We start from the raw sequence: 25,383 nt of genomic DNA on the forward strand, positions 1-25,383 counted from the left end.
GTGAGGTGGCTGGAAAAAAACGCCAGGGTTCAGGTGTCGGGCTCCGGCGTTGGTGGGGGGGCGACTTTGCTGCTGCGGGTGGCGGCGGCGATGTACACCGCCGCCAGAATCGTAAAGATGTAGGCCTGCACCATGCCGGTGAGCAGGCCCAGCAAGGTCATCACGATGGGGAACACAAACGGCGTGATGGACAACAGGATGCCGATGATCATCGCGCCACTCATCATGTTGCCGAACAGCCGCACCGCCAGCGCCAGGGTCCGCGAGAGCTCGCTGATGAGGTTGAAAGGCAGCATGATCGGCGTCGGCTGCACATAGGATTTGAGGTAGCCCGGCAGGCCCTGTCCGGAGATGCCAAACAGCGGCACGGCCACCAGTACGCACAATGCCAGGGCCACGGTGGTCGACAGCGACGCGGTGGGCGGCTCGTAGCCGGGGATCACCGTGGCCAACGCCGCCGCCGCGATAAACAGGAACAAGGTGCCGAGAAAATCCAGGTAGCGCCGCGGGTGCTTCAGGCCGACATCGCTGATCTGCCCGACGATCGCGGTCACCACGATCTCCAGCAGGTTCTGCCAGCGTGAACGCTCATGACCGGTGGCCAGGCGCCGAGTGATCAGCGCGGCGCCGAGCACCAGCACGGCCATCAGCGCCCACGTGAACACGATGGTGGCATTGAGCTTGAAAAAGCCGTACTGCCAGAAGATCCAGGCATCCGGTGTCAGGCGCATGGCGGCGCTCCGGAGGCAGGTGGCGCGTTCAGCGCGGCGCGTGGTTGGGTCATGCGCAGGACGGCGGTGCGGGCAAGCAGGAACCCCAGCAGGCACAGGGCCAAACGCAGCGGCTGGCCGCTACCGACGAAGTAGAACCCCAGCAGCACGATGGCCGTGCGCGCGATCAGGCTGGCGAAGAACCAGAGCGCCGGGTTCGCCGCCCCGGCTCCCCGGCGCACGGTCCACCACAGCCCGCCGAAGAACACCGCGCCCAGCAGGGCGCCGCTCACTACCGTCACGGCCCACATCCAGGGCCCACTGCCAAGGTCAATCATCACCCTCCTCCTTGTCTGCCGATTCGTCGTGCATGGCCTGGTCTTCCCGCGCCACCCAGCGCCAGGCGTTCAGGCAACCGAGGGTTAATCCCGCCACCAGCAAGGCCAGGGTCCAGGAGCGCCCGTTCGAATAATGTTGATCGAGCCACAGGCCAAGCGCGGCGCCGAGCAAGGTCGGCACGACCACTGACCAGCCGATCAGCCCCATCATGCCCAAGCCGAACCAGACCCCGGGCGTGCCATTGCGCCGCGCTTTGAGTTTGCGCGCCGCTTTGGCGCCCACCTGTTCGGCCAGGGTCGGGCTGGCGGTTGGCGCAGGGGGCGGTCTGTCCTTGGCGTCGTGCTTCATCAGCGCTGCTCACGAAACGAAGCGAAGCGGCGCATGAAGCCGGTTTCCAGGCGCCCCATCGCCTCGCGCAGGGCTTGCTCCTGCGCATCGAGGGTGAGGAACTGCTGCTCCACCGCCTCGCGCAGCCGCGACAGATCGGCGCCCCGCAACGCCCGTCGCGCCGAGATCACGACATCGGTTCCGGTCTTGACCAGCACCCCGCCGTCCAGGGCCAGGAACACCTCGCCCTGGGATTCAAGCTCGACACTGAGGATGCCCGGCACCAGCGCCGCCACGCAGTCCAGGCGCCTGGGCAACAGGCCGAATGATCCCTGGGTGGTTTCGACGACCATGCGCGACACCCGAGGTTCGTCGGCAAAGACCTCGAACGGCAGCAGCACCTTAAGTGTCATCCACAGCATGGCGCTGCTCCTTGGGCGTCTGCGCGGCGCCGGCAGATTGGGCGCTCGCCTTGGCTTTGGCGGTGGCCTCGTCGACCGCGCCGATCATGTACAGCGCGCTCTCCGGCAGGTCCTTGAACTCATCCGCCAGAATACGCTCGCAGCCCTGCAGCGCATCATCCAGGCTGACCAGCTTGCCGCGCAGGTTGGTGAACTGTTCAGTGGTGAAAAACGGCTGGGTGAGAAAGCGCTCTAGGCGCCGCGCCCGGGCCACCACCTTGCGGTCCTCGGGCGACAACTGTTCCAGGCCGAGCATTGCGATGATGTCCTTGAGTTCGGCGTACTGGGCCAGCGTACGGCGGATCGCCTGAGCCAGCCGGTAGTGACGCTCGCCAACGATGCCAGGGGTGAGCACCTTGGAGTTGGACTGCAGCGGGTCGATGGCTGGAAACAGCCCTTCACTGGCCCGCTTGCGCGACAGCACGATCGACGCGGACAGGTGCGAGAAGGTGTGCACGGCCGCCGGGTCGGTGAAATCATCGGCAGGCACATACACCGCCTGGATCGAGGTGATCGCGCCGTTGTCGGTGTTGGCGATGCGCTCTTCCAGCGCCGCCAGCTCGGTGCCCATGGTTGGCTGGTAGCCCAGGCGCGACGGCATCTGCCCCATCAGCCCCGAGACTTCCGAACCGGCCTGGATGAAGCGGAAGATATTGTCGATCAGCAGCAGGACATCGCGGTGCTCATCGTCGCGAAAGTATTCCGCCATGGTCAGCGCCACGTGCCCCACGCGAAACCGCGCGCCGGGTGGCTCATTCATCTGGGCGAAAATCATCAGCATGTCGGGCAACACCCCGGCGGCCTGCATCTCGCGGTACAGCTCCTCGCCTTCTCGCGAGCGCTCGCCGATGCCACAAAAAATGCTCACGCCCTCCTGGTGGCCAATCATGTTGTGGATCATCTCCGCCAGCAGCACCGTCTTGCCGACACCGGCGCCGCCAAACAGGCCGGCCTTGCCGCCACGCTCCAGCGGCGTCAGCACGTCAATGGCTTTGATGCCGGTTTCGAACACCTGCGACTGGGTTGAGCGGCGCACCAGCGGCGGTGGCGGCTGGTGCACGGAGCGCCATTGCACCGCGTCCAGCGCCGGCTGGCGGTCGATGGTGTTGCCAAAGACGTCGAACATGCGTGACAAAATCTGCTTACCCACCGGCGCTTGCAACGGCGCACCGGTATTGTGTACCCGCATCCCCCGCTCCAAGCCTTGCGTGGGCGTCAGGGCAATGCCGCGTACGTGATGTGCGTCGCGCTGGGCCAACACTTCTATGGCGATCTGATTGGCTGCGCCGGCGCGTAGCAAGGTGTGGATGTCCGGCAGCGCGCCATCAAAGCGCACGTCGACAACACTGCCGCGCACCGCAGCCACCTCGCCGAAGTTCGCCGTCTGACGGTCGTTGGTAACCGGGCCTTGGGGCATCCGGGCGCCTCCTTGGAATCGTGGTGCCGCGCCTAGCAGCAGGCTTAGCTTAGTCAGTCGGGCCGCACTTTCCACCTGCCCGACCGCGGCAATGGGTCACGCGGCGCTGGTCAGTGGCGGGGCCATCGGTTCATGGCTTTCGCCGGGCGTAGGGCAGCAGCCGCTCGGTTTCTTTTCTGACCACCGCGTAACACTCGCAACTCAACGCCTCAAGCTGCGGTCGGTCGAGCACGGTGATCAGCCCGCGGCAGTACTCGATGACCCCGAGCTTCTGCAACTTGCGAGCCGCCTCGGTGACGCCTTCGCGGCGTACGCCCAGCATGTTGGCGATCAGTTCCTGAGTCATCGCCAGCTTGTTGCCCGGCAGCCGGTCCAGCGAGAGCAGAAGCCAACGGCACAGTTGCTGGTCGATCGTGTGGTGACGGTTGCAGACCGCGGTCTGGGCCATCTGGGTGATCAACGCCTGGGTGTAGCGCAACATCAGATGGAGCATTGCGCCATGGCGGTTGAACTCGTCCTTGAGCAACTGGCCCCGCAGCCGATAAGCATACCCGGCGCTCTGCACCACCGCCCGGCTGGAGGTGCTTTCACCGCCCATGAACAACGCCACACCAAGCAGCCCCTCGTTACCGACCACCGAGATCTCCGCCGATGCGCCGTCTTCCATCACGTACAACAGAGAAACGATGGAGTCGGTGGGGAAATACACGTAGCGCAGCACATCCCCGGATTCATACAGGACGCTGCCCAAATCGAACCTCACCCGCTCCAATTGCGGAAACAGCCGCTGGCGCACTTCGGCCGGCAACGCGGCGAGTAGGTGGTTTTCCTGAGGATGGGGGGATTCAGGCATCGCACTCACCTGGAGGGGCGCAACCAGATGCCTGGTCGGTATCGTGCTCATGATAGCTGCGAGCCATTGCGCTGTGGGGGTGTCGTGGTCCATTGCCAGTCGCGCACGTGGGGCAGGTCTTCGCCATGCTCGCTGATGTAGCGCTTGTGCCTTTGGATCATCGTCCAGTAGCGCTCGCGGGCGCGGGGCACCTCGTTGCGCAGCCGCGCAATTCGCTCAATGGCGTCCAGCGCCAGTCGGTAGCGGTCCAGGTTGTTGAGCACCACCATGTCGAACGGCGTAGTGGTGGTGCCCTCGTCACGGAAACCGCGCACATGAAAGTTGTCATGGTTGGCGCGCTTGTACGTCAGCTTGTGGATCAGCGCGGGGTAACCGTGAAAGGCGAAAATCACCGGTCTGTCGAGGGTGAACAGTTCGTCGAAATCACCGTCCGCCAGGCCATGGGGGTGCTCGCTGCTGGGCTGCAGCACCATCAGATCGACCACGTTGACCACCCGGATGCGGATGTCGGGAATGTACTCACGCAACAGCGTCACGCTGGCCAGGGTCTCCAAGGTTGGTACATCGCCGGCGCACGCCATGACCACATCGGGACCATCCGCCGTTTCATTCCCGGCCCAGGCCCAGATACCGGCGCCGGCAGTGCAATGACGCACCGCCGACGGCATGTCCAGCCACTGCCACTCTGGCTGTTTGCCGGCAATGATCAGGTTGATGCAGTCGCGGTTGCGCAGGCAGTGATCGGTGACCGACAACAGGCAATTGGCATCCGGCGGCAGGTAGATGCGCACCGTGTCGGCTTTCTTGTTGGCCACATGATCGATAAAGCCCGGGTCTTGGTGCGAAAAGCCGTTGTGATCCTGCCGCCAGGTGTGTGACGTCAGCAGGTAGTTGAGCGAGGCGATCGGCTTGCGCCAGGCAAGGCCCTGGGTTTCCTTGAGCCATTTGGCGTGCTGATTGAACATCGAATCAATGATGTGGATGAACGCTTCGTAGCAAGAAAATAGGCCGTGACGCCCGGTCAGCAGGTAGCCCTCCAGCCAGCCCTGGCACAGGTGCTCGCTCAAGACCTCCATCACGCGTCCATCGGCACTGAGATTGATATCGACCTCGCTGGTCGCCGCCATCCAGGTTTTGCCACTCACCTGGTACACCGCGTCGAGCCGGTTGGATGCGGTTTCGTCGGGACCGAACAGGCGAAAGTTGGCCGATTGCAGATTGCGCTGCATGACGTCACGCACATAGGTGCCCAGCACCCGAGTCGCCTCAGCCTTGATCGCACCAGGCGTAACCACGGGCACTGCGTACCGCTGAAAGTCCGGCAGCGACAACGGACGCAGCAGTTCTCCGCCATTGGCGTGGGGGTTGGCGCCCATTCGCTGATGCCCGGTGGGGGCCAAATCAGCCAACTCGCTGCGCAACTGGCCATTGTGGTCGAACAACTCATCGGGTCGATAACCGAGCAGCCACGACTCCAGCTGTTTGAGGTGTTGTGCCTGGCTGAAATCGGCAATCGGCACCTGATGCGCCCGCCAGGTGCCTTCCACCGGCAACCCGTCAACGTATTGCGGTCCGGTCCAGCCTTTGGGCGTTCGCAAAATAATCATCGGCCAGATCGGGCGCTGTGGGTGTTGACTGTCGGGGGCCTGGCGGGCAACGCGCTGAATCTCGGCGATGCGCTGCATCACGCGATCGAGCGTGCTCGCCAGGGCCTGATGCACCGCCATGGGCTCATCCCCCTCAACAAAATAAGGCTCGTAACCGTAGCCGCACATCAGCGCGATCAATTCCTCCCGTGGAATCCGCGCCAGCACGCTGGGGTTGGCAATCTTGAAACCGTTGAGATGCAGAATCGGCAGGACCGCGCCGTCGCGAATCGGGTTGAGGAACTTGTTCGAGTGCCAACTGGCAGCGAGCGGCCCGGTCTCGGCTTCGCCATCGCCAATCACGCAAGCCACGATCAACTGCGGATTGTCGAATGCGGCCCCGAAGGCGTGCACCAGGGAATAGCCCAGCTCCCCACCCTCGTGGATGGAACCGGGCACCTGCGCCGAGACATGACTGGAGATACCGCCGGGCCAGGAAAACTGCCGGAACAGCCGGGTCAGCCCGTTGCGGTTTTGCTCGATCGCCGGATACCGCTCGGTGTAAGAGCCTTCCAGGTAGGTTTGCGCAACGATCCCCGGGCCACCGTGGCCGGGGCCGGTGATGAGGATCATGTCCAGGCCCAGGGCCTTGATCACGCGATTGAGGTGCACATACAGCAAGTTCAAACCCGGTGTGGTGCCCCAATGCCCCAGCAACCGCGGCTTGATGTGTTCGCGCAGCAACGGCGCTTCAAGCAAGGCGTTGGCTTGCAGGTAGATCTGACCGACTGACAGATAATTGGCTGCTCGCCAATACGCATCCATCGCCAGCAACTGCTGAGGAGTAAGTTCCTGACCCATCGTTTGCTCCTTGGCCGAAGGCTCGCTGCGGTAGCGCTCACTGCAGAGTCCTTCAACTTAAGTGCCTGGGGCCCGACTGGATAGCCTCGGAAACTACCCACGCACCGGGCTCAAGAAGGTGCTCTCGGGCAGCGTGCCAAACCGACTGGCGGACGCTTGGGCGTACCAGCTACCGGCCAATACCGCGCCGGGGCCGGCAAACCAGGCGCACGCTGGGGAAACTACCTAGGCCCTGCCCGCCCAGCCCCGAGAACCCGGCGCAGCGCCGGCCAGTGTGGGCTCGAACAAGCCTGGTTTCAGCGGCGCCCCGGGGCAGTCCGTGCGCCGGGCAAGCGTCCCGCCTGCACCAGTGCTGGTGCCTCGCCACCTCGCCCTGCTAGGCTAGCCCGCGCGCTGCCACTATGAGCCAGCGCCACTTGTGGAGCCGCCCATGACCCTAACCGCGCACTTCTGGCGCGACAGCCATCTGCCTTACGTCGAAAGCCGCCGAGCCTGTGACAGCCGCATCAACTACAAGATCCACAGCCATCCCACGCTGTCCATCGGCGCGGTGGATTGTGGCCTCAGCGTGTTCAGCGGCGCCGCCGAGGGACCGATGCTGATCCAGGCAGGCAGCGTGGTGTGGGTTCCGGCCGATTGCGTGCATGCCTGCAACCCCGCGCCCGACAGCGCCTGGAGCTACCAGATGCTGCACCTGGACGCCGACTGGGTGCAGCGCCTGCGCCAGGAGTCGCATCCGGACGCCGGGGCATCGCAGCAGGTGCGGCTTAGCAACGATCGCGGGCTGTACCAACGGTTCTGCCAACTCAACGACCAGCTGTTTTCCACGGCCCACTGGCAGGACAAGGAAGCCGCCCTGATCGAGTTCATCACGGACTTCCCGAGCCAAAACCAGCCAGCGATCAGCCCGGCCGCCGATCCGGCGCGGGCCAGTGCGGGGGTGCGTCAGGTCATGGCCTGCCTGCAACGAGACCCGCAGGCCCTTCACCCTCTGGAGCAATTGGCGCAACAGGCCCGTCTGAGCCGTTACCAATTGATCCGGGCCTTTCGCACGGCCACCGGCATGACGCCCCATGCCTACCAACTGAACCTGCGAATCATCCAGGCCCGTGTCTCGTTGCTGGCCGGAGAAGCCCCGGCAGCCCTGGCCCAGCGCCTGGGTTTTGCCGATCAGGCGCACTTTCAGCGGGTGTTCAAGGCCCATGTCGGAATCACTCCGGGGCGCTACAAGGGCTGAAGGCCGCGCAATTTTATTCAATACCCAGGCCCTGCGCCGCCGCAGACTTGCCGCTACTCAGGTTTGTGGACGTTTTGCTCATGTTTCAACAGTTTTTGCTGGTTGCCGCCGCGCACTTTCTCGCTCTGCTGTCCCCCGGGCCGGACTTCTTCGTGGTGGCGCGCATGTCCATCGCCGCCGGCTGGAGGCCGGCCACCGGCGCTTGCCTGGGCATCGCCCTGGCCAACGGCCTGTTCATTGGCCTGGCGTTCGGCGGGGTCTCGGTGTTTCGCCCGGACAGCTCACTGTTTTTGCTGATCCAACTGGCCGGTTGCGGCTACCTGCTTTACCTGGGCGGGCTGTTTATCGGCCATGCCGGCGGCAGTTCCCTGGCCACCGTGGCCAATAACGGCGCCAGCCGTGGCTTGAACCGCGCCACCTGGTGGCGCGGCCTGGGCATGGGTTTTTTATCCGGGATGCTCAACCCCAAGAACGCCTTGTTCTACGTCAGTCTGGCGTCCTTGCTGGGGGCACAGACCGGCCCCGGCTGGAAGCTGATCTACGGTGTGTGGATGTTCAGCGTGGTGCTGCTATGGGACCTGGTGGTGGCGCTGGCCATCGGCAATGGCGCGCTGCGCGAGCGTTTTTCCCGCGGGCTGCCCTGGTTGGAAAGAATCACCGGAGCGATCCTGATCCTCCTGGCGCTGCTGGTCCTGACAAGCATGGCGCTGGGTTCTTGAGCGACAAAAGCCGGTCAACGACCTGCGACTTATAGCCGCAGGCGTTGGTCTAAATTGCCCGCCGCCGCTTGCGTCCGTTTGCTACCATGCGCGGGTTTTTGCCTGTGAGGCTGTTCAAAGGGCGTTATTTCATGAGTGTTTTGCTGACTCGCCGCACCCTGCTCACCAGCGCCGGGGTGCTCGGCCTGGGCCTGCTTGCCGGTTGCGACAACAGTCCCCGACTGTCCTTCAAGTACGGCAAGGACCTGAGCAATCAGATTCTCGGCCGCACCTTCAAACTTACCGACTCCCAAGGCGAAACCAAGTCGCTGTCCAGCTACCGTGGCCTGATGCCGATGATCTTCTTCGGCTTCACCCAGTGCCCGGCGGTCTGCCCCACCACCCTGGCCCGCGCCGCCCAGGCCAAGAAGCTGATGGGCCGCGACGGCGACCGCCTGAAAGTGGTGTTCATCACCCTGGACCCGGAGCGCGACACGCCAGAAGTGCTGGACGCCTACGTCAAAGCCTTCGACCCGAGCTTCGAGGCGCTGTACGGCAGCCTGGAAGAAACCGCAGCCACCGCCAAAGAGTTCAAGGTGTTCTACGAGAAGATCCCCAGCGGCTCGACCTACACCCTGTCCCATACCGCCACCAGTTTCGTCTACGACTCCCGGGGCACCCTGCGCCTGGGGCTGTCCCAGTCCCTCAACGCCCAAGAGTGCGCGGAAGACCTGCTCACCGTCATGGAGGTTTGTTAATGAATGCCCACCAGCGCCCGTCGCGCCTTAAATCCGCCCTGCTGCTGATCTCTCTGCTGGGCCTGGCTGGCACCGCCGGCGCGGCGACCCAAGTGGACAACGCCTGGGTTCGCGCCACAGTCCCCGGCCAGCACGCCAGCGGCGCCTTCATGGACCTCACCGCCAGCAGCGATAGCAAGCTGGTTGAAGTGCGATCGCCCGCGGCCAAGAACGTGCAGATCCACCAGTCGAGCATGCACAACGACGTGATGAGCATGCAGCAAGTGGACGCCATCGCCCTGCCGGCCGGGAAGAAGGTCAGCCTGGACACCCACGGCTACCACGTGATGCTCATGGAGCTCACCGGCCAGATCAAGGCCGGCGACACAGTGCCTCTGACCCTGATCGTGGAAAACGCCCAGGGCGAGCAGGAAACCATCAAGGTCCAAGCCCAGGCCCGAGCGCTGAATGCGCCGGATCACAGCATGATGAAGCACTGAGTTCGATACACCAGCATGCCCCAAGTCGCCTAAAAGAAGCGCCGGTTCTGTTCGCAGCTACCGGCGTTTTTTGCTCCACGGCTGGGTAAAGGCTTGGCCGGCCTGAGCCTTCAATCGACCGCGGGCCAGCCAAGCGGGAAAAAAGGAGGGGCCAGAGCCTGTTATGCTTGCGCGGTTTGCCGCGTCCTGTACGCCCTTGATATCCCCCTTGCGCCTTGGTGAATGCCCCCCATGTCGTCGATGTCCTCCCCGACCGAGAAGCATAAACCCGGTGCCAGCAGCGCCCTGTCTCGCTTGCTCAAGCGTGGCGCGCTGATCTTCGGCGTTGCCGCATTCACCCTGCTGGCCTGGCGGGTTTACGACAGCGAGCAGGGCCCGGCACTGCAACCCTGGCACCTGCGAGTGCCCCATGAATTGAGCCGTGAGCAGATCGATCGCGCCGACTGGGCGGCATGGCTGCAGGCCGAAAATCGCCTGTTCGCCGAGGTCAAACGCGATGTCACCGATACTCTGGACCCCGCCCAGGTCCCACCCTTCAACCGTTATCGCGTGGACAGCCGGGTCTACCCGCCTCGCTTTGCCACCGACTGGAACCGTTCCTACCTGCTGCGGCCCTCAGGTACGCCTCGCGGCGTGGTGGTGCTGCTGCATGGTTTGACCGACTCGCCCTACAGCTTGCGGCACATTGCCAAACGCTACGTTGCGCATGGCTATCTGGCCGTTGGCCTGCGCCTGCCGGCGCACGGCACAGTGCCGGCGGCGCTCACCGACGCCCACTGGCAGGACTGGCTGGCCGCCACGCGCCTGGCCCTGCGTACCGCCCGAGCCGAAGTCCCGGCTCCGGCGCCCTTGCACCTCGTCGGTTACTCCAACGGTGGCGCCCTGGCGGTCAAGTACGCCCTGGACGCCCTCGGCGATCCGCAATTGCCCCGGGCCCAGCGCCTGGTGCTGATTTCACCGATGATCGGCGTCGCCCCGTCGGCACGCTTTGCCGGGCTGGCCGCCTGGCCGGCGGTGTTTCCGGCCTTCAGCAAGGCCGCCTGGCTGAACCTGCGTCCGGAATACAACCCGTTCAAGTACAACTCGTTTCCGGTCAATGGCGCACGCCAGTCGTGGCTGCTGACCGATGCCGTGCAAAGCCAGCTGCAGGCCCTGGCGGGCGATCCGCGGCTCCAGCAACTGCCACCGGTCCTCGGTTTCCAGTCCCTGACCGACGCCACGGTCAGCACTCAGGCGGTGGTGACGGGCCTGTTCGCCCGGCTTCCGGCCAATGGCAGCGAACTGGTGATCTTCGATCTCAACCGCACCAGCGACTTTGACGGCCTGCTGGACCCGTCCAGCCTTACCTCCCTCACCGGCCTGCTGCCGGCGTTGCCGGGCAACTACGCCACCCAAGTGCTGAGCAACGAAGGCACCGGCACCTCGCAGTTGGAAGAAATCAGCCGCGCTGCCCAGAGCCTGGAGAGCACACGGCGCCTGCTGGATCTGAACTACCCGGCGGGGATGTTTTCTCTGTCTCATGTCGCCTTGCCGTTCCCTGTCGACGACGCCTTGTACGGCACCCAACCCTCTGCCCGCGAGGACTTCGGCGTGCACTTGGGCACCGTCGCCGCTCGCGGAGAGCGGGGCGTATTGGTGGTGCCCATGGATGAACTGATGCGCCTGAGCGCCAACCCGTTCTACCCCTACCTGATCCAGCGCATCGAAGCGCTTATAGATCAAACTACAGTTTCCTCATTGATCCAGTGAATGGGCAGGTGTTAGCGTCAGCTCCCTTTTGCCCCCTTGACTTACGAGGGGCACAACTGCCGCCACGTCCGGGAACCGCAATGAAACCAATGACCTCAACCTGGGCCCTGGGCCTGTCCTCCTTGCAACGTTGGGTGTCTCGCTCCCCTATCCCCCTGGCCTTCGGCTTGCTCGCAGCCGCTGCAACCGCACAGGCAGGTCAACCACAGAACTTCTGGTTGGTGCAGACCAGCGTCTACACCAATCACTGGAGCAACGACCCCGATCACAACAATCATCAGGACCTGATCGGCCTGGAGCGCAACTACGCCGATGGCCAATTGTGGGGGCTGAGCACCTTTCGCAACTCCTTCTCGCAACGCTCTTACTACGCCTATGTCGGCAAAGCCTGGGAAAATGCCGACTGGCCGGTTTACGCCAAACTCAGCGGCGGTTTGATCCAGGGCTACAAGGGGGACTACAAGGACAAGATTCCGCTGAACCACTTCGGCGTGGCTCCCGCGCTGATTCCGTCCATCGGTGCACATTACGGTCCGGTGAACGGCGAATTGGTGGTACTGGGTGCTGCCGCGGTGATGGTTAATGTCGGTTATCGCTTCTGAAGGCGGTGCCCCCCCTGATCGACTGGAACCTGGGTCGAGTATTCCGTCGATTGCCAGATGGCACTGAGCATCACTTTCAGACAAAGGCAAAATGACATCATCAAGCTTTATCGGATCCTTCGTTCTGGTCATTGAAATTTCAAGAGTTTTTCTCATCAGGCAGGACGTGCGACCCACAGTAGCGAGTGTCGGGAGGTACCCAGGGCGTGGTACTGACGGGCTACTGGCACCAGATATTCCAGGTCATGCTGGAGTTCGACACCGTGAACCACCGCGGCTTCAAGAACGGCTCGGCCAAAGGCGCGCAACTGAGCATAGAGCCCAACGGCTCGGTATTCGCCTGCAAGGCTGGCTCGACCTTGCTGGGCAACATTCGTGAAGGTGAAAACCTGCTGGCCTCCAAGCCCGACATCGAACATGCCCGTCTACGGCGCAATAATCCGGCCTTTTGCGAGAGCTGCGATATCGAAGGGTTCTGTGAAGGCTCGTGCCTGGGTCCGCTGGAGAACAAATACGCGACAGTCAATGTGGTTGGGCCCTCGGCCTGTGACTTCGACCGCGGCATCACCCGCAAGCACACCGAGTCGCTCAAACCCTATGAGATCGCCCCATTCGATCTATAACCCATTGATTATTAAACATTTTTAAAAAATGAAGATTGTCCATGCTGACAGTCGTCGCAAAACAACCAGAGCTCGGCACCGCCAACAGCGATTATTTGCACCAAGGTTTCTGCGTGATTGACATGCCCCGCAGGAGCAGGCGCGCCTAGAGCAGGAGGCCGGGTTTTGAGCCCGCACATCCTCATCGACCAAGCCCTCGAAGGCGTTGCCGATCCCAACAGCCAGTCCGACATCGATGCAGTGGTTCAAGGCCTGATCACCACCGCCGCTCTCGGCGCCGCAGCCTACTTTGCGGTGATGCACCTGGCCAGCGTCGGCTGACCTGTTTCTCGTGTACCGCCAGCGTTTGTGCCAGCGCCATCGAGGCGCTGGCAGCGCGTGCTTGCCTGGCATTGCCGAAAGCGATTTCGTTGCGCGGGGCGATTGCCTTGCTCGGTAAGAGCTGAGCGCGACTTGCCCACGGATCAGCGCAGACATCAACGGAATGCCCCCGATAATTTGACGAATTTTTCTGCTTGAGCGTTCTAGATTACAGATGGCCCTCACCTGCCGATAAACGACACACAGGCAATCCGTAACGTCTTGAACAAGGATTGAACGATGACTGATCCTGCCAACAAAGCAGACGACGTCCTGATGATGCAGGCCGCCCATTGGTGCATGCGCCTGCAGGAAGCCGATTGCAGCATTGAAGAGCGCCAGGCTTTCAAGGACTGGCTGCAGAGCGATCCAAGCCACGCGTTTGAATACGCGAAAATGCTCGAGGCCTGGGATCTCACCGCGCAGCTCATGCCCAGCATACCGACGTCCTGAACCGGCGCCACGCTACAGGTCGAAGCGGTCGATGGCGCGACGGCGCTCATTGTCGTCGCGCATGTCATAACTGGCGGTGGTCTGGATATTGGTGTGGTGCGCCAGTTTCTGGGCGATCGACAGGTCGTGTTCCTCGATCACCCGGGTGATGAACGAGCGGCGAAAGTCGTGGGGCATGATCCGCACCCCGACCTGGGCACCCCGCTGGCGAGCGATGTAGTAGATCGCGTGCTTGCTGATGCGCTCACGGGTGATATGACCGCCACGGCGAATCCGGTTGAACAGAAACAGATCGTCCTGCTGCCCTTCGGGCAAGCACGAACGCCGCAGTTCCAGCCAGGCCTGCAACTTGTCGAAAGCCCAGGTGGGCGCGTACTTGACCAGTTGTTTGTTGCCCTTGGCCAGTACCAGCAGGCTGCGCTGGGTGAAATCCACCTGCGCCAGATCCAGGTTCACCGATTCGGACTTGCGCATTCCCGAGCCATAGAGCACGGCAATGATCGCCGCGTCGCGCACGCCCTGGGGCCGCGGATCGGCGGCGCACACCGCCATCAACTCCTGGATCAGGCCGCGCTTGAGGTTACGTCCCCGGGACAGCCGCGTACCGCCAAGGGCCTTGACCGAACGCATTTTCAGCAGGTGGTCCTGGCTGATCAGGCTGGCGCGCCAGGCTTCGTTCATCACCCCGCGCAGGGCATTGACGTACAGCGATGACGTGTTCGGCGCATAGCCATCGCGGCGTAGCGTGGCCACCAACGCGATAACCTGCTCGGGCTGTAACTGGTGCCAGGGAATGTCCTCCAGGTTGCGGTCCTCGTAACCCAGGCGGTCGGCGGCGTCCTGTAGCACATAGCGCAGGGTCGACTGGCTGGAGGGCGCCAAGCGGGCCAGGTAAAGGCACATTGGATTAGGCGTGGCGACGCTGTCGACGGCGCTGTGCCGCAACGAATTCATAGATCCTCCGGAGAGTGGGCTGGCCCGTGACAGGCGCTAAGACCGCCTTCAACGATCATTGAAAAAAACACTGAGACAAGCACTGGCCATCGAGTTGTTAACTCCGTTGTAAGCAAACTGAACACCAGCTGTCAGGCCCTCAGAAAAACGGACTTTTACCTTATTTTTCATATTCGTTTCACATTTTTGCGCTTAATCTCAGCCCCCGACAGCTTGCCTTCACAGCGCAGACTTTTTCTCAGATTGCCAAGATAACACCCTGATCTACGTTTACTTTTCATAAACCTAATCTTTACTGATTCGCAGTATGGAGCGCCCCTTTGGCTCACAACCGGATGTGCCTGAATGACTGCATGACTCCCCTGCGTTCCATGCGCCGCCCGCGCTCTTGCTGCACCCCGCACTTCCAGCTTTTGCACTGTGTAAACCCGAGGTAACCATGAACCAGGCTTTCCTTCCTTTCTCGCGCCCGAGTATCGGCGAAGAAGAGATTGCTGCTGTTGAGCAGGTTCTGCGCTCCGGCTGGATCACCACCGGCCCGAAAAACCAGGAACTCGAACAGCAGTTCGCCGAACGCGTCGGCGCCCGCCACGCCGTGGCGCTGTCCTCGGCCACCGGCGCCATGCACATCACTCTGCTGGCCCTGGGCATCGGCCCGGGGGATGAAGTGATCACCCCGTCGCAGACCTGGGTCTCCACCGCCAACATGATCTGCCTGCTGGGGGCGACCCCAGTGTTCGTCGATGTCGACCCCGACACCCTGATGAGCGACGCTGCCACCATCGAGGCGGCCATCACCCCACGGACCAAGGCCATCATCCCGGTGCATTACGCCGGCGCCGCCTTCGACCTGGATCCGCTGTATGCCCTGGCGGACAAGCACGGTATCCCGGTGATCGAAGACGCCGCCCACGCCGCCGGCACCAGCTACCGCGGCCGGGCCATCGGCGCCCGGGGCACGGCGATCTTCTCCTTCCACGCGATCAAGAACATGACCTGCGCCGAGGGTGCGATGTTCGTCAGCGACGACCAGGCCCTGGCCGACCGGGTGCGCATGCTCAAGTTCCATGGCCTGGGGGTGGACGCCTATGACCGCCTGACCCACGGCCGCAAGCCCCAGGCCCAGGTGATCGAGCCCGGCTTCAAGTACAACCTGGCGGACATCAACGCGGCCATCGCCCTGGTGCAGCTGCAGCGCCTGGACGAGATCAACGCCCAGCGCGAAGTGCTGGCCAAGGCTTACCTGGAGCGCCTCGAAGGCCTGCCGGTGCAACCCCTGCACCTGCCCCAGTACCCGCAGCAGCACGCCTGGCACCTGTTCATCCTGCGCATCGACGCCGAACGCTGCGGCCTGGACCGCGACGCCTTCATGAAGGGCCTGCAGGCGCAGAACATCGGCAGCGGCATCCACTTCATCGCCACTCACCTGCATACCTACTACCGACAGCGCTTCCCTGACGTGCGGCTGCCACACACCGAGTGGAACTCGGCACGGCTATGCTCAATCCCACTGTTTCCGGACATGACCCTCGACGATGTCGAGCGCGTCTCCGGTGCCATTGCCAACCTTCTGGACTGATGCCTTTGAAACCTTACCCAATCCAGTTCGTGTCGATCGTCATTCCGGTCTACAACGAAGAGCAGAGCCTGCCGGAGCTGCTGCGCCGCACCGAAGCGGCCTGCCGCCAGCTCAAGCACGACTTTGAAATCGTCCTGGTGGACGACGGCAGCCGCGACCAGTCGGCGACCCTCCTGCAAGAAGCCGCCGAGCGCGAAGGCAGCCCCGTAGTGGCGGTGATCCTCAACCGCAACTACGGTCAGCACGCAGCGATCATGGCCGGCTTCGCGCAGTGCCGCGGCGACGTGGTCATCACCCTCGACGCCGACCTGCAGAACCCGCCGGAAGAAATCCCGCGCCTGGTGGCCCAGGCCGAGCTGGGCTACGACGTGGTCGGTACTGTGCGCAACAACCGCCAGGACTCGGCCTTCCGTCGCTGGCCGTCGAAGCTGATCAACCTCGCGGTGCAGCGCTCCACCGGTGTGGCCATGAGCGACTACGGCTGCATGCTGCGGGCCTACCGCCGCACCATCATCGACGCGATGCTGGCCTGCACCGAACGCAGCACCTTTATCCCGATCCTGGCCAACAGCTTTGCCCGGCACACCACCGAGGTGCTGGTGGAGCACGCCGAGCGCGAGCACGGCGACTCCAAGTACAGCCCGATGCGCCTGATCAATCTGATGTTCGATCTGATCACCTGCATGACCACTACCCCCCTGCGGCTGCTGAGCATCGTCGGCTTCGGCATGGCCGGCCTGGGCGCGCTGTTCGCCCTGATGCTGATCATCCTGCGACTGATGTTCGGCGCCACCTGGGCCGGCGACGGCACCTTCGTGCTGTTCGCGGTGCTGTTCGTGTTCACCGGTGGCCAGTTCATCGGCATGGGTCTTCTGGGTGAATACCTGGGACGTATGTACAGCGACGTGCGGGCCCGCCCGCGCTTCTTCATCGAAAAAGTCCTGCGCAGCCAGCCGGCGGTCCCCGCCCCTGCTGTGACTGTCGACGGTTTAACTTCCACTCATACTGATCAGGTTTCGCCATGAGCAATAAAGCTGTTGTCTTCGCCTACCACGATATTGGCTGTGCAGGCATCGAAGCCCTGCTCAACGCAGGTTACGAGATCGCCGCCGTGTTCACCCACGCCGACGATCCCAAGGAAAACACCTTCTACGGCTCGGTGGCCCAGCTCTGCGCCCGCAAAGGCATTGCCGTGCACGCCCCGGAAGATGCCAACCATCCGCTGTGGATCGAGCGCATCGCCAAGCTCAACCCCGACTACCTGTTCTCCTTCTATTACCGCAACCTGCTGAGCGAGCCGCTTTTGGCCACCGCTCGCAAGGGCGCGTTCAACCTGCACGGTTCCCTGCTGCCGCGCTACCGTGGCCGTGCTCCGGCCAACTGGGTGCTGGTCAAGGGCGAAACCGAAACCGGCGTGACCCTGCACCGCATGGTCAAGCGCGCCGACGCCGGCGCCATCATTGCCCAGCAGCGCGTGGCCATCGAGCGCAGCGACACCGCCCTGACCCTGCACCACAAACTGCGTGACGCCGCCGCCAGCCTGCTGCGCGACACCCTGCCGGCACTGGCCCAGGACAAAATCACCGAGACCGCCCAGGACGAGTCCAAGGCCAGCTACTACGGTCGTCGCACTGCCGCAGACGGCAAGATCGAGTGGAAGCGCCCTGCCGAAGAGCTGTTCAACCTGGTACGCGCGGTGACCCAACCGTACCCGGGCGCCTTCTGCGCCGTGGGCGAGCACAAGCTGATCGTCTGGAGCGCCGAAGTCGCCAAGGGCAATGAAGGCCAGGCCCCAGGCCGGGTCATCAGTGTCGACCCGCTGCGCATCGCCTGTGGCGAAGACTCGCTGGTGATCACCTCCGGCCAGCGCAACGCCAACGGCCTGTACTTGGGTGGCCCGCAACTGGCCAATGAGCTGGGCCTGGTGGACGGCTCCCTACTGCGCGGCGCGGAATCGGGGCGCAAGCCACGCCGTACCCGCGTGCTGATCCTCGGCGTCAACGGCTTTATCGGTAACCACCTGTCCGAGCGCCTGCTGCGTGACGACAAGTACGACGTCTACGGTCTGGACATCGGCTCCGACGCCATCGAGCGCCTGCGCAGCCATCCGAACTTCCACTTCGTCGAAGGCGATATCAGCATCCACTCCGAGTGGATCGAATACCACATCAAGAAGTGCGACGTGGTCCTGCCGCTGGTGGCCATCGCCACGCCGATCGAATACACCCGCAACCCTCTGCGCGTATTCGAACTGGACTTCGAAGAGAACCTCAAGCTGGTTCGCTACTGCGTCAAGTACAACAAGCGGGTGATCTTCCCGTCGACGTCGGAAGTCTATGGCATGTGCCAAGACAAGAACTTCGACGAAGACACCTCCAACCTGATCGTCGGCCCGATCAACAAGCAACGCTGGATCTACTCGGTGTCCAAGCAACTGCTGGACCGGGTGATCTGGGCCTACGGCGCCAAGGGCCTGAACTTCACCCTGTTCCGTCCGTTCAACTGGATGGGCCCGCGCCTGGACCGCCTGGACTCGGCTCGTATCGGCAGTTCGCGTGCCATTACCCAGTTGATCCTCAACCTGGTGGAAGGCACGCCGATCCGTCTGTTCGACGGTGGCGAGCAGAAGCGCTGCTTCACTGACATCGCCGATGGCATCGAAGCCCTGGCGCGCATCGTCGACAACGACAACGACTGCTGCAACGGCCAGATCATCAACATTGGCAACCCGGACAACGAAGCCAGCATCCGTCAGTTGGGCGAAGAGCTGCTGCGTCAGTTCGAAGCTCACCCGCTGCGCGGCAACTTCCCACCGTTCGCCGGTTTCCGCGATGTCGAGAGCAAGGCCTTCTACGGTGCCGGCTACCAGGACGTTGAACACCGCAAGCCCAGCATCGACAACGCCAAGCGCCTGCTGAACTGGGAGCCGACCGTGGAGATGAGCGAAACCATCGGCAACACCCTGGACTTCTTCCTGCGCGAAGCCATGCTGGAAATCGCCGACCGTTCCAAAGAAGAAGCTCGCTGATGCAGGCAGGTCTGCGCATTGATGTCGATACCTACCGCGGCACCCGGGAGGGGGTGCCACGGCTGCTCGAATCGCTGGACGAAGCCGGGGTCAAGGCCACGTTCTTTTTCAGCGTCGGGCCGGACAACATGGGGCGCCATCTGTGGCGCCTGATCCGTCCGCAGTTCCTCTGGAAAATGTTGCGCTCCAATGCCGCAGGCCTGTATGGCTGGGACATCCTCCTGGCCGGCACAGCCTGGCCGGGTAAACCCATCGGCCGCGACCTGGGGCACTTGATGCGCCAGACCCTGGCCGCCGGTCATGAAGTCGGCCTGCACGCCTGGGATCACCACGGCTGGCAGGCCAACACCGGGCGCTGGAGTCAGGCACAACTGATCGAACAGATCCGCCGTGGCGTCGACAGCCTCAACGATATTCTCGGGCAAGCGGTGAGCTGCTCGGCGTCTGCCGGTTGGCGCGCCGACGAACGCGTCATCGAAGCCAAGCAACAGTTCGGCTTTCGCTACAACAGCGACTGCCGCGGCCAGAGCCTGTTCCAGCCACGACTGGCGGACGGCGGCCTGGGCGCGCCACAGATTCCGGTGGACCTGCCAACCTACGACGAAGTCGTCGGGCCGCTGGTGACCGCCAAGGATTTCAATCGTTTCATCCTCGACCGGTTCAACCCGGCGAAACTCAACGTCTATACGGTGCACGCCGAAGTAGAAGGGATTCTCATGGCCAATGATTTCCGCCAGTTACTGGCCGCTGCCAAGCAGCGCGACATTCACTTCCAACCCCTAGGGCAGATGCTCCCGGCGAATATCGCCAGCCTTCCGGTCGGCCAGGTGGTACGCGGCACCCTGGAAGGCCGCGAAGGCTGGCTGGGAGTACAAGGCGCATGACCAGACGCTGGGCCTTGCCGCTGCTGCTGATCGCTTTCGGTCTGTTCTACCTGTTGCCCATGGCCACCCACGGCCTGTGGATTCCCGATGAAACCCGCTACGCGCAGATCAGCCAGGAGATGCTCCTGAGCGGTCACTGGGCGTCGCCGCACTTCATGGGGATTCGCTATTTCGAAAAACCCGTGGCCGGCTACTGGATGATGGCCATCGGTCAGGCGCTGTTTGGCGACAACCTCTTCGGTGTTCGCGTGGCCTCGGCCCTGAGTACCGGCCTGAGCGTGGTCCTGGCTTACCTGCTGGCCCGGCGTTTGTGGAATGATCCGCGCAAAAGCCTGGCCTGCGCCCTGCTGTACATGAGCTTCACCGTGGTCGCGCTGCTGGGCGGCTACGCCAACCTCGATCCGCAGTTCACCTTCTGGGTCAACCTGAGCCTGGTGGCGCTGTGGTTCACCTTCGACTGCCAGACCCGGCGCGGACAGATCGGCGCCTGGGTACTGCTGGGCCTGGCCTGCGGCATGGGCTTCATGACCAAAGGCTTTCTCGCCTGGCTGCTGCCGGTGCTGGTGGCTCTGCCCTACGCGCTGTGGCAAAAACGCCTGCGCTCGCTGCTGCTCTATGGCGGCATCGGCGTGCTGGTGGCGATCCTCATCAGTCTGCCTTGGGCCCTGGCGGTGCATGCCCAGGAACCGGACTACTGGCGGTTCTTCTTCTGGCATGAGCACATCCGTCGCTTTGCCGGTGAAGACGCCCAGCACGCCTCGCCCTGGTGGTATTACCTGCCGTTGCTGGTGGGCTTCTGCGTGCCTTGGGTGCTGCTGTTGCCAGCCAGCCTGAAGCAGGCCTGGGAACAACGGCGGCTGAACAGCAGCGGTTTCCTGCTGCTGTGGCTGGTGCTGCCCCTGGCCTTCTTCAGCCTGAGCAAAGGCAAGTTGCCGGCCTACATCCTGCCGTGCCTGTTGCCCTTGGCACTGCTGATGGGCCACACCCTGATGGACCGCCTGGCGGCCGGCAAGACGCGGATCATCAGCCTCAACGGTACGCTCAACCTGCTGGCCGGTCTGCTGGGACTGCTGACCCTGGTGTACTTCCAGATAAAGAAGCCGGTGTACGTGGATGAGCCGCAGCACCTGGCGCTGGTGTACGTGCTGCTGCTGGGCTGGATCTTCAGCAACCTGGTCCAGGCGGTGCGCCCCTTGACCCTGTGGGCAGCACCAGCCCTGGGCAGCTTCCTGCTGGTGGCCCTGGCCCCGGCGGCGCTGCCGAACAAAGTGGTCTACAACAAGATTCCCGACCCATTCATCATCGATCATGTCGCCGAACTGGGTCAGGCCAAGGCGCTGCTGAGCAATGACCTGGGCGCCGCATCCGCGCTGGCCTGGCGTCTGCGTCGCCCCGACGTGACGCTGTACAACACCGAGGGCGAAGTGAAATACGGCCTGGGTTACACCGACAGCACCGCGCGCAAGGTCGACCTGAATCAGGTCCAGCCGTGGATCGCCGAGGCCCGCAAACAAGGCTCGATCGGCGTGGTGATGCGGGTCAAGAGCAGCGACGAAGAACATGAAGTCGAGCTGCTGCCCAAGGATGCCAAGCGTTACGAGCAAGGCAATATCGTGATCTTCATCATTCCCCAGAGTCAGCCATGAGCCTGTTGCTGCTATTGCTCGCCTGCGCTCTGACCTGCCTGGGCCAGGTGGCGCAGAAATTCACCGTGGAAAGCTGGCGTGACCAGCCCTCCGACATCCTGCAAAAACTGCGTTCCGGCTGGCTGTGGCTGGCCCTGTTCAGCCTCGGCCTGGGTTTGCTGGTGTGGCTTTTGGTGCTGCAACGCATGGAAGTGGGCGTGGCCTACCCGATGCTCAGCCTGAATTTCGTGTTCATTACCTTGATCGCCCGTTTCGTCTTTCATGAGCCCATCGACCGCCGCCATTGGCTCGGTGTGGCCCTGGTGATTGGCGGCGTGCTGTTGTTGAGTCGCCACGCATGAGCCGGGCCAAGGGATTTGCCTTCGCCCTGGGCAGCGTGGCCCTGGTCAGCGGCGCCCAGCTGGGCATGCGCTGGAGCATGACCCGCCTGCCCGCCCCCGACCAGTGGCTGTCGGCCCTAAGCGCCGGCAACGTCGATCTGGCCGCCCTGGGGGTGGTGATCGCAGCCATCGGTGCCTACGCCCTGTCGATGCTCTGCTGGCTGCTGGCCCTGCGCGACCTGCCGCTGGGCCGGGCCTATTCGCTGCTCAGCATCAGCTACGCCCTGGTCTACCTGCTGGCCGCCAGCCTGCCGCTGTTCAACGAACCCTTCACGCTATCCAAAAGCCTCGGGGTGGCCCTGGTCATCCTCGGGGTCATGACCATTAACTCTCGATCTGCACCCGCGAAAAGTCCCAGGAATACCCCATGAAAATCAGTGTATTTGGAAGTGGTTACGTCGGCCTCGTACAAGCCGCCGTATTGGCTGAAGTCGGCCACGATGTCATCTGCATGGACATCGACGAGCAAAAGGTCAAGCAGCTGCAACAGGGACACGTGAGCATCTTCGAGCCCGGGCTGGCCAGCCTGGTCAGGGAAAACCTCGAAGCCAAGCGCCTGCAGTTCACCAGCGACGAGAAACTCGCGGTGCAACACGGCCAGGTGCTGTTCATCGCCGTGGGCACGCCGTCCAGCGAAGACGGCTCGGCGGACCTGCGCTATGTGCTGTCGGTGGGCGACGCAGTGGCCCGCCACCGTGAGAAGCCGGTGATCCTGGTGGAAAAATCCACGGTGCCGGTGGGCACCGGCGACACCTTGAAGGCGCACATAGAGAAGGTCCTGGACGGCCGCCCGCTGCAATTCGATATCGTTTCCAACCCGGAGTTTCTCAAGGAAGGTTCAGCCGTCACTGACTGCCGCCGTCCGGACCGGATCATCATCGGCTGTGAACGCGAGGAAGTGCGCGACGTCATGCGCGACCTGTACGCGCCGTTCAACCGCAACCACGACCGCATCATGTTCATGGACCTGCGCAGCGCCGAGCTGACCAAGTACGCGGCCAACTGCATGCTGGCCACCAAGATCAGCTTCATCAACCAGATCGCCGAGTTGGCCGAGCACCTGGGGGCCGACATCGAATCGGTGCGCTTGGGCATCGGCGCCGACTCGCGGATCGGCTATCACTTCATCTACCCCGGTTGCGGCTACGGCGGCTCCTGCTTCCCCAAGGACATGCGCGCCCTGATCCACAGCGCCGAGCAAGCCCACTGTTCCAGCGACCTGTTGCAAGCGGTGGAAGCCATCAACGAGCGGCAGAAACACAAGTTGTTCGAACGCATCAAGGCGTTCTACAAAGGCGACCTTGAAGGCAAGACCTTTGCCCTCTGGGGCTTGGCGTTCAAGCCCAACACCGACGACATGCGCGACGCACCGAGCCGGGTGCTGCTGGACGCGCTGTTCGCGGCCGGCGCCGAAGTCCGGGCCTTCGACCCGGAAGCCATGCAGGAAACCCAGCGCCTGTACCCGGACGAATCGCGCCTGATGCTCATGGGCACTCCGGAATCGGTGCTCCATCGCGCCGACGCGCTGATCATCTGCACCGAATGGCAGCAGTTCAAGGCGCCGGATTTCGACCTGATCCAGCAGCGTCTCAAGGCCCCGGTGATCTTCGACGGCCGTAACCTGTACGACGCCGAGCGCCTGGCGCGCAACGGTTTCACCTACTTCCCGATCGGTCGTGGTGAATCGCGCAACCTGCCGATTCCGCACCAGCAGTGGTCCACCGAGGCCTGAATGAACCCGCACTCCAGTTCCCCTTCGAACACATTACTTTGGCAATCGTTGGGGCTGGGGCTGCTGGCCTTGCTGCTGTTCTGCGCCGGCGCCGGCCACGATTCGGTCATCGGCTTCGACTCGCGCTTTGTGCTCTTCGCCAAGGAGATGCTGCGCCATGGGCCGGGGTTCTTCCCTACCACCTATGGCCAGCCCTATGCCGACTATTCCAGCGCCTCGACCCTGCTGGTGTGGCTGTTTTCCCTGCCCACCGGGCAGGTCAGTAGTTTCAGTGCTTGGCTGCCCACGGCCCTCGCCTCGGCGCTGATCGTCAGCCTGATCTATCGCCTGCTGGCGCCCTACTCCCGCACCTGGGCCCTGCTCAGCGTGGCTTTGCTGCTGCTGAGCAATACCTTCATCAGCGAAACCCGCGCCGTCTCCCTGGATCAGATGCTCGCGGCCGTGTCCTTGGCGGTGTTCTACCTGGGCTACGCCCATGATCACTTCGACGCGCCCCGGCGCCTGGGCGGGATCTTCCTGCTGCTGGTGCTGGGCTTTGCCATTCGCGGGCCCATCGGCCTGGTAATTCCCACCGGCATGCTGTGCAGCTACTACCTGCTGGGCGGTCAATGGCGTCGTTTGTTCGGCGTTGGTTTCAGCGCGCTGTTGCTGCTGGTGGCCTGCGTCGGCTTGCTGCTGTGGCTGGCCAAGCTCAGCGGTGGCCAGGCCTTTGTCGACGAGGTGATCCGCATGCAGTTCATGGGACGCATGGACGGCAGCGAAGGCTCCAGCGACGTCTTCTATTACTTCACCAGTTCCCTGGGCAACTACGCCCTGGCCTATCCCCTGGCGATCCTGGCGTGGGTCGCGGTGCTGCTCAATCGCCCCGTGGAACAGGACCCGGCCCTGAAACTGTTGCGTCTGTGCACTGCTGCCGGGCTGATCGTGATGATCGGCCTGTCGATTCCCCAGGCGAAAAAGGCCCGCTACCTGCTGCCGATGCTGCCCATGGCGGCGATCGTTGCGGCTTATCCGTTCCAGGCCGGACGCGGGCGGGTCATGGGCTGGCTGCGGGTACTGATCCAGGGCCTGTGGCTGCTGCTGCCCGGGGTGCTGATGGTGGGACTGCTGGTACTGCGGCGCAAATTCCCTGAACAGCTCACCCACCTCTTGCCCATGCTGCTGATCCTCGGCCTCTTGCAAGCGCTGTCCCTGGGGTTGCTGTGCAAGCGCCAGTGGCGCGCCGTGGGCCTGGCCTACAGCGCGGTGCTGGCGGTCTGGGCCTGTTACATCGGGGTCTTCGAACCGGTGGAGCACCGTCTCTATGACACTCGCGCCTTCAGCCTCGGCGCCATGCAACTGATCGAGGCCGACCCGGCACCAGTGGTCCTGCACCGCATGGGCAAGGACGCCAAGGCAATCAAGTTCATGGTCAACCTGGACCGGGACCTGCAACCGCAGTTCAGTGAAACCCCTGCCAGCCTGGCCCAGATCCCCGGCCCGGCCTGGGTGATCCTTGACCAGAGCGACCTGCCCAGCCTGCAAGGCACACCCCTGGCCGGATTGACTCCGGTGCTGAGCGGGCGTTTCGACAAGAATGACTTTGTGCTCCTGCACCTGCCCAAGGCCACTCAGGCACGACCCTGAAAGCGTTGCGCCCCCCCGGCCGGCTCCTTACACTCGCGCCC

Annotated in this window: 25 protein-coding genes and 1 pseudogene; 18 read left to right on the forward strand and 8 right to left on the reverse strand. The window is 63.3% G+C overall.

Going from position 1 to position 25,383, the window contains the following annotated elements; translation table 11 throughout:
- Positions 1–29: 29 nt before the first annotated feature.
- From PLD_RS04795 to PLD_RS04825, 7 genes and pseudogenes are all read right to left on the reverse strand, one after another.
- Entirely contained in the window at positions 30–731 is a 702-nt protein-coding gene (locus PLD_RS04795) for a F0F1 ATP synthase subunit A (RefSeq protein WP_159890333.1), read from the reverse strand.
- Entirely contained in the window at positions 722–1,048 is a 327-nt protein-coding gene (locus tag PLD_RS04800; protein WP_159890844.1) for an ATP synthase subunit I, read from the reverse strand. The genes PLD_RS04795 and PLD_RS04800 overlap by 10 nt, the downstream gene beginning before the upstream one ends.
- Positions 1,041–1,397, reverse strand: coding sequence for an AtpZ/AtpI family protein (locus tag PLD_RS04805; RefSeq protein WP_159890335.1), 357 nt, complete (start codon positions 1,395–1,397; stop codon positions 1,041–1,043). Before PLD_RS04805 ends, PLD_RS04800 begins: the two co-directional genes overlap by 8 nt.
- The gene (locus tag PLD_RS04810; protein ID WP_159890337.1) at positions 1,397–1,798 is read right to left on the reverse strand and encodes a F0F1 ATP synthase subunit epsilon; all 402 of its coding nucleotides are present in this window, start codon (positions 1,796–1,798) and stop codon (positions 1,397–1,399) included. The genes PLD_RS04805 and PLD_RS04810 overlap by 1 nt, the downstream gene beginning before the upstream one ends.
- On the reverse strand, positions 1,779–3,254 hold the full coding sequence (gene atpD / locus PLD_RS04815; protein ID WP_159890339.1) for a F0F1 ATP synthase subunit beta: 1,476 nt from the start codon (positions 3,252–3,254) through the stop codon (positions 1,779–1,781). Before atpD ends, PLD_RS04810 begins: the two co-directional genes overlap by 20 nt.
- Before the next feature lie 130 nt (positions 3,255–3,384).
- Positions 3,385–4,107 (reverse strand): Crp/Fnr family transcriptional regulator, encoded by a 723-nt coding sequence (locus PLD_RS04820; protein ID WP_159890341.1) that lies wholly within the window; start codon positions 4,105–4,107, stop codon positions 3,385–3,387.
- Between the two features lie 47 nt (positions 4,108–4,154).
- Positions 4,155–6,563 (reverse strand): annotated as a pseudogene (locus tag PLD_RS04825) (phosphoketolase); the annotation flags it as partial.
- A gap of 421 nt (positions 6,564–6,984) precedes the next feature.
- On the opposite strand from PLD_RS04825, the gene PLD_RS04830 reads away from it, so the two are divergent.
- The 9 genes from PLD_RS04830 to PLD_RS04865 all read left to right on the forward strand — a co-directional run bounded on the left by PLD_RS04830 (position 6,985) and on the right by PLD_RS04865 (position 13,513).
- Entirely contained in the window at positions 6,985–7,791 is an 807-nt protein-coding gene (locus tag PLD_RS04830; protein ID WP_159890345.1) for an AraC family transcriptional regulator, read from the forward strand.
- Between the two features lie 80 nt (positions 7,792–7,871).
- On the forward strand, positions 7,872–8,510 hold the full coding sequence (locus PLD_RS04835) for a LysE family translocator (RefSeq protein WP_159890347.1): 639 nt from the start codon (positions 7,872–7,874) through the stop codon (positions 8,508–8,510).
- A 131-nt stretch (positions 8,511–8,641) separates the two neighbouring features.
- Complete coding sequence (locus PLD_RS04840) at positions 8,642–9,247, forward strand: SCO family protein (RefSeq protein WP_159890349.1); 606 nt, start codon at positions 8,642–8,644, stop codon at positions 9,245–9,247.
- Positions 9,247–9,726 (forward strand): copper chaperone PCu(A)C, encoded by a 480-nt coding sequence (locus tag PLD_RS04845; RefSeq protein WP_159890351.1) that lies wholly within the window; start codon positions 9,247–9,249, stop codon positions 9,724–9,726. Before PLD_RS04840 ends, PLD_RS04845 begins: the two co-directional genes overlap by 1 nt.
- A 231-nt stretch (positions 9,727–9,957) precedes the next feature.
- Positions 9,958–11,475 (forward strand): carboxylesterase, encoded by a 1,518-nt coding sequence (locus PLD_RS04850; protein WP_256674548.1) that lies wholly within the window; start codon positions 9,958–9,960, stop codon positions 11,473–11,475.
- A gap of 89 nt (positions 11,476–11,564) precedes the next feature.
- The gene (locus PLD_RS04855; protein ID WP_159890848.1) at positions 11,565–12,077 is read left to right on the forward strand and encodes a sn-glycerol-3-phosphate transporter; all 513 of its coding nucleotides are present in this window, start codon (positions 11,565–11,567) and stop codon (positions 12,075–12,077) included.
- A gap of 185 nt (positions 12,078–12,262) precedes the next feature.
- Positions 12,263–12,700: an SPASM domain-containing protein gene (locus tag PLD_RS04860; protein ID WP_159890353.1), complete on the forward strand. Its 438-nt coding sequence runs from the start codon at positions 12,263–12,265 to the stop codon at positions 12,698–12,700.
- 165 nt (positions 12,701–12,865) lie between these two features.
- A complete protein-coding gene (locus PLD_RS30405) occupies positions 12,866–13,021 on the forward strand; it encodes a hypothetical protein (RefSeq protein ID WP_178116122.1) in 156 nt (51 codons plus the stop codon).
- A 279-nt stretch (positions 13,022–13,300) separates the two neighbouring features.
- Positions 13,301–13,513, forward strand: a complete 213-nt coding sequence (locus tag PLD_RS04865; RefSeq protein WP_159890355.1) for a DUF4880 domain-containing protein — start codon at positions 13,301–13,303, stop codon at positions 13,511–13,513.
- A gap of 12 nt (positions 13,514–13,525) precedes the next feature.
- Here PLD_RS04865 and xerC read toward each other — a convergent pair whose 3' ends face one another.
- Positions 13,526–14,467: a tyrosine recombinase XerC gene (xerC, locus tag PLD_RS04870; RefSeq protein WP_256674550.1), complete on the reverse strand. Its 942-nt coding sequence runs from the start codon at positions 14,465–14,467 to the stop codon at positions 13,526–13,528.
- Positions 14,468–14,906: 439 nt separating this feature from the next.
- On the opposite strand from xerC, the gene arnB reads away from it, so the two are divergent.
- From arnB to PLD_RS04915, 9 genes are read left to right on the forward strand one after another with little or no spacing between them, the layout of a single operon-like run.
- Positions 14,907–16,046, forward strand: coding sequence for a UDP-4-amino-4-deoxy-L-arabinose aminotransferase (gene arnB / locus PLD_RS04875; protein WP_159890357.1), 1,140 nt, complete (start codon positions 14,907–14,909; stop codon positions 16,044–16,046).
- Positions 16,047–16,051: 5 nt separating this feature from the next.
- Entirely contained in the window at positions 16,052–17,071 is a 1,020-nt protein-coding gene (arnC, locus tag PLD_RS04880) for an undecaprenyl-phosphate 4-deoxy-4-formamido-L-arabinose transferase (RefSeq protein WP_159890359.1), read from the forward strand.
- Entirely contained in the window at positions 17,068–19,074 is a 2,007-nt protein-coding gene (gene arnA / locus PLD_RS04885; protein WP_159890361.1) for a bifunctional UDP-4-amino-4-deoxy-L-arabinose formyltransferase/UDP-glucuronic acid oxidase ArnA, read from the forward strand. Before arnC ends, arnA begins: the two co-directional genes overlap by 4 nt.
- Entirely contained in the window at positions 19,074–19,958 is an 885-nt protein-coding gene (arnD, locus tag PLD_RS04890; protein WP_159890363.1) for a 4-deoxy-4-formamido-L-arabinose-phosphoundecaprenol deformylase, read from the forward strand. The genes arnA and arnD overlap by 1 nt, the downstream gene beginning before the upstream one ends.
- Positions 19,955–21,604, forward strand: coding sequence for a lipid IV(A) 4-amino-4-deoxy-L-arabinosyltransferase (arnT, locus tag PLD_RS04895; protein ID WP_159890365.1), 1,650 nt, complete (start codon positions 19,955–19,957; stop codon positions 21,602–21,604). Before arnD ends, arnT begins: the two co-directional genes overlap by 4 nt.
- Complete coding sequence (arnE, locus tag PLD_RS04900; protein WP_159890367.1) at positions 21,601–21,945, forward strand: 4-amino-4-deoxy-L-arabinose-phosphoundecaprenol flippase subunit ArnE; 345 nt, start codon at positions 21,601–21,603, stop codon at positions 21,943–21,945. Before arnT ends, arnE begins: the two co-directional genes overlap by 4 nt.
- Positions 21,942–22,355 carry a 4-amino-4-deoxy-L-arabinose-phosphoundecaprenol flippase subunit ArnF gene (arnF, locus tag PLD_RS04905; protein ID WP_159890369.1) on the forward strand — a complete coding sequence of 138 codons (414 nt, stop codon included), beginning with the start codon at positions 21,942–21,944 and terminating at the stop codon, positions 22,353–22,355. The genes arnE and arnF overlap by 4 nt, the downstream gene beginning before the upstream one ends.
- Positions 22,352–23,716, forward strand: coding sequence for a UDP-glucose/GDP-mannose dehydrogenase family protein (locus PLD_RS04910; RefSeq protein WP_159890371.1), 1,365 nt, complete (start codon positions 22,352–22,354; stop codon positions 23,714–23,716). The genes arnF and PLD_RS04910 overlap by 4 nt, the downstream gene beginning before the upstream one ends.
- Entirely contained in the window at positions 23,717–25,342 is a 1,626-nt protein-coding gene (locus PLD_RS04915) for a glycosyltransferase family 39 protein (RefSeq protein ID WP_159890373.1), read from the forward strand.
- The last annotated feature ends 41 nt before the right edge of the window (positions 25,343–25,383 follow it).

The sequence above is a fragment of the Pseudomonas sp. LD120 genome (assembly GCF_009861525.1).
Classification (GTDB): Bacteria; Pseudomonadota; Gammaproteobacteria; order Pseudomonadales; family Pseudomonadaceae; genus Aquipseudomonas.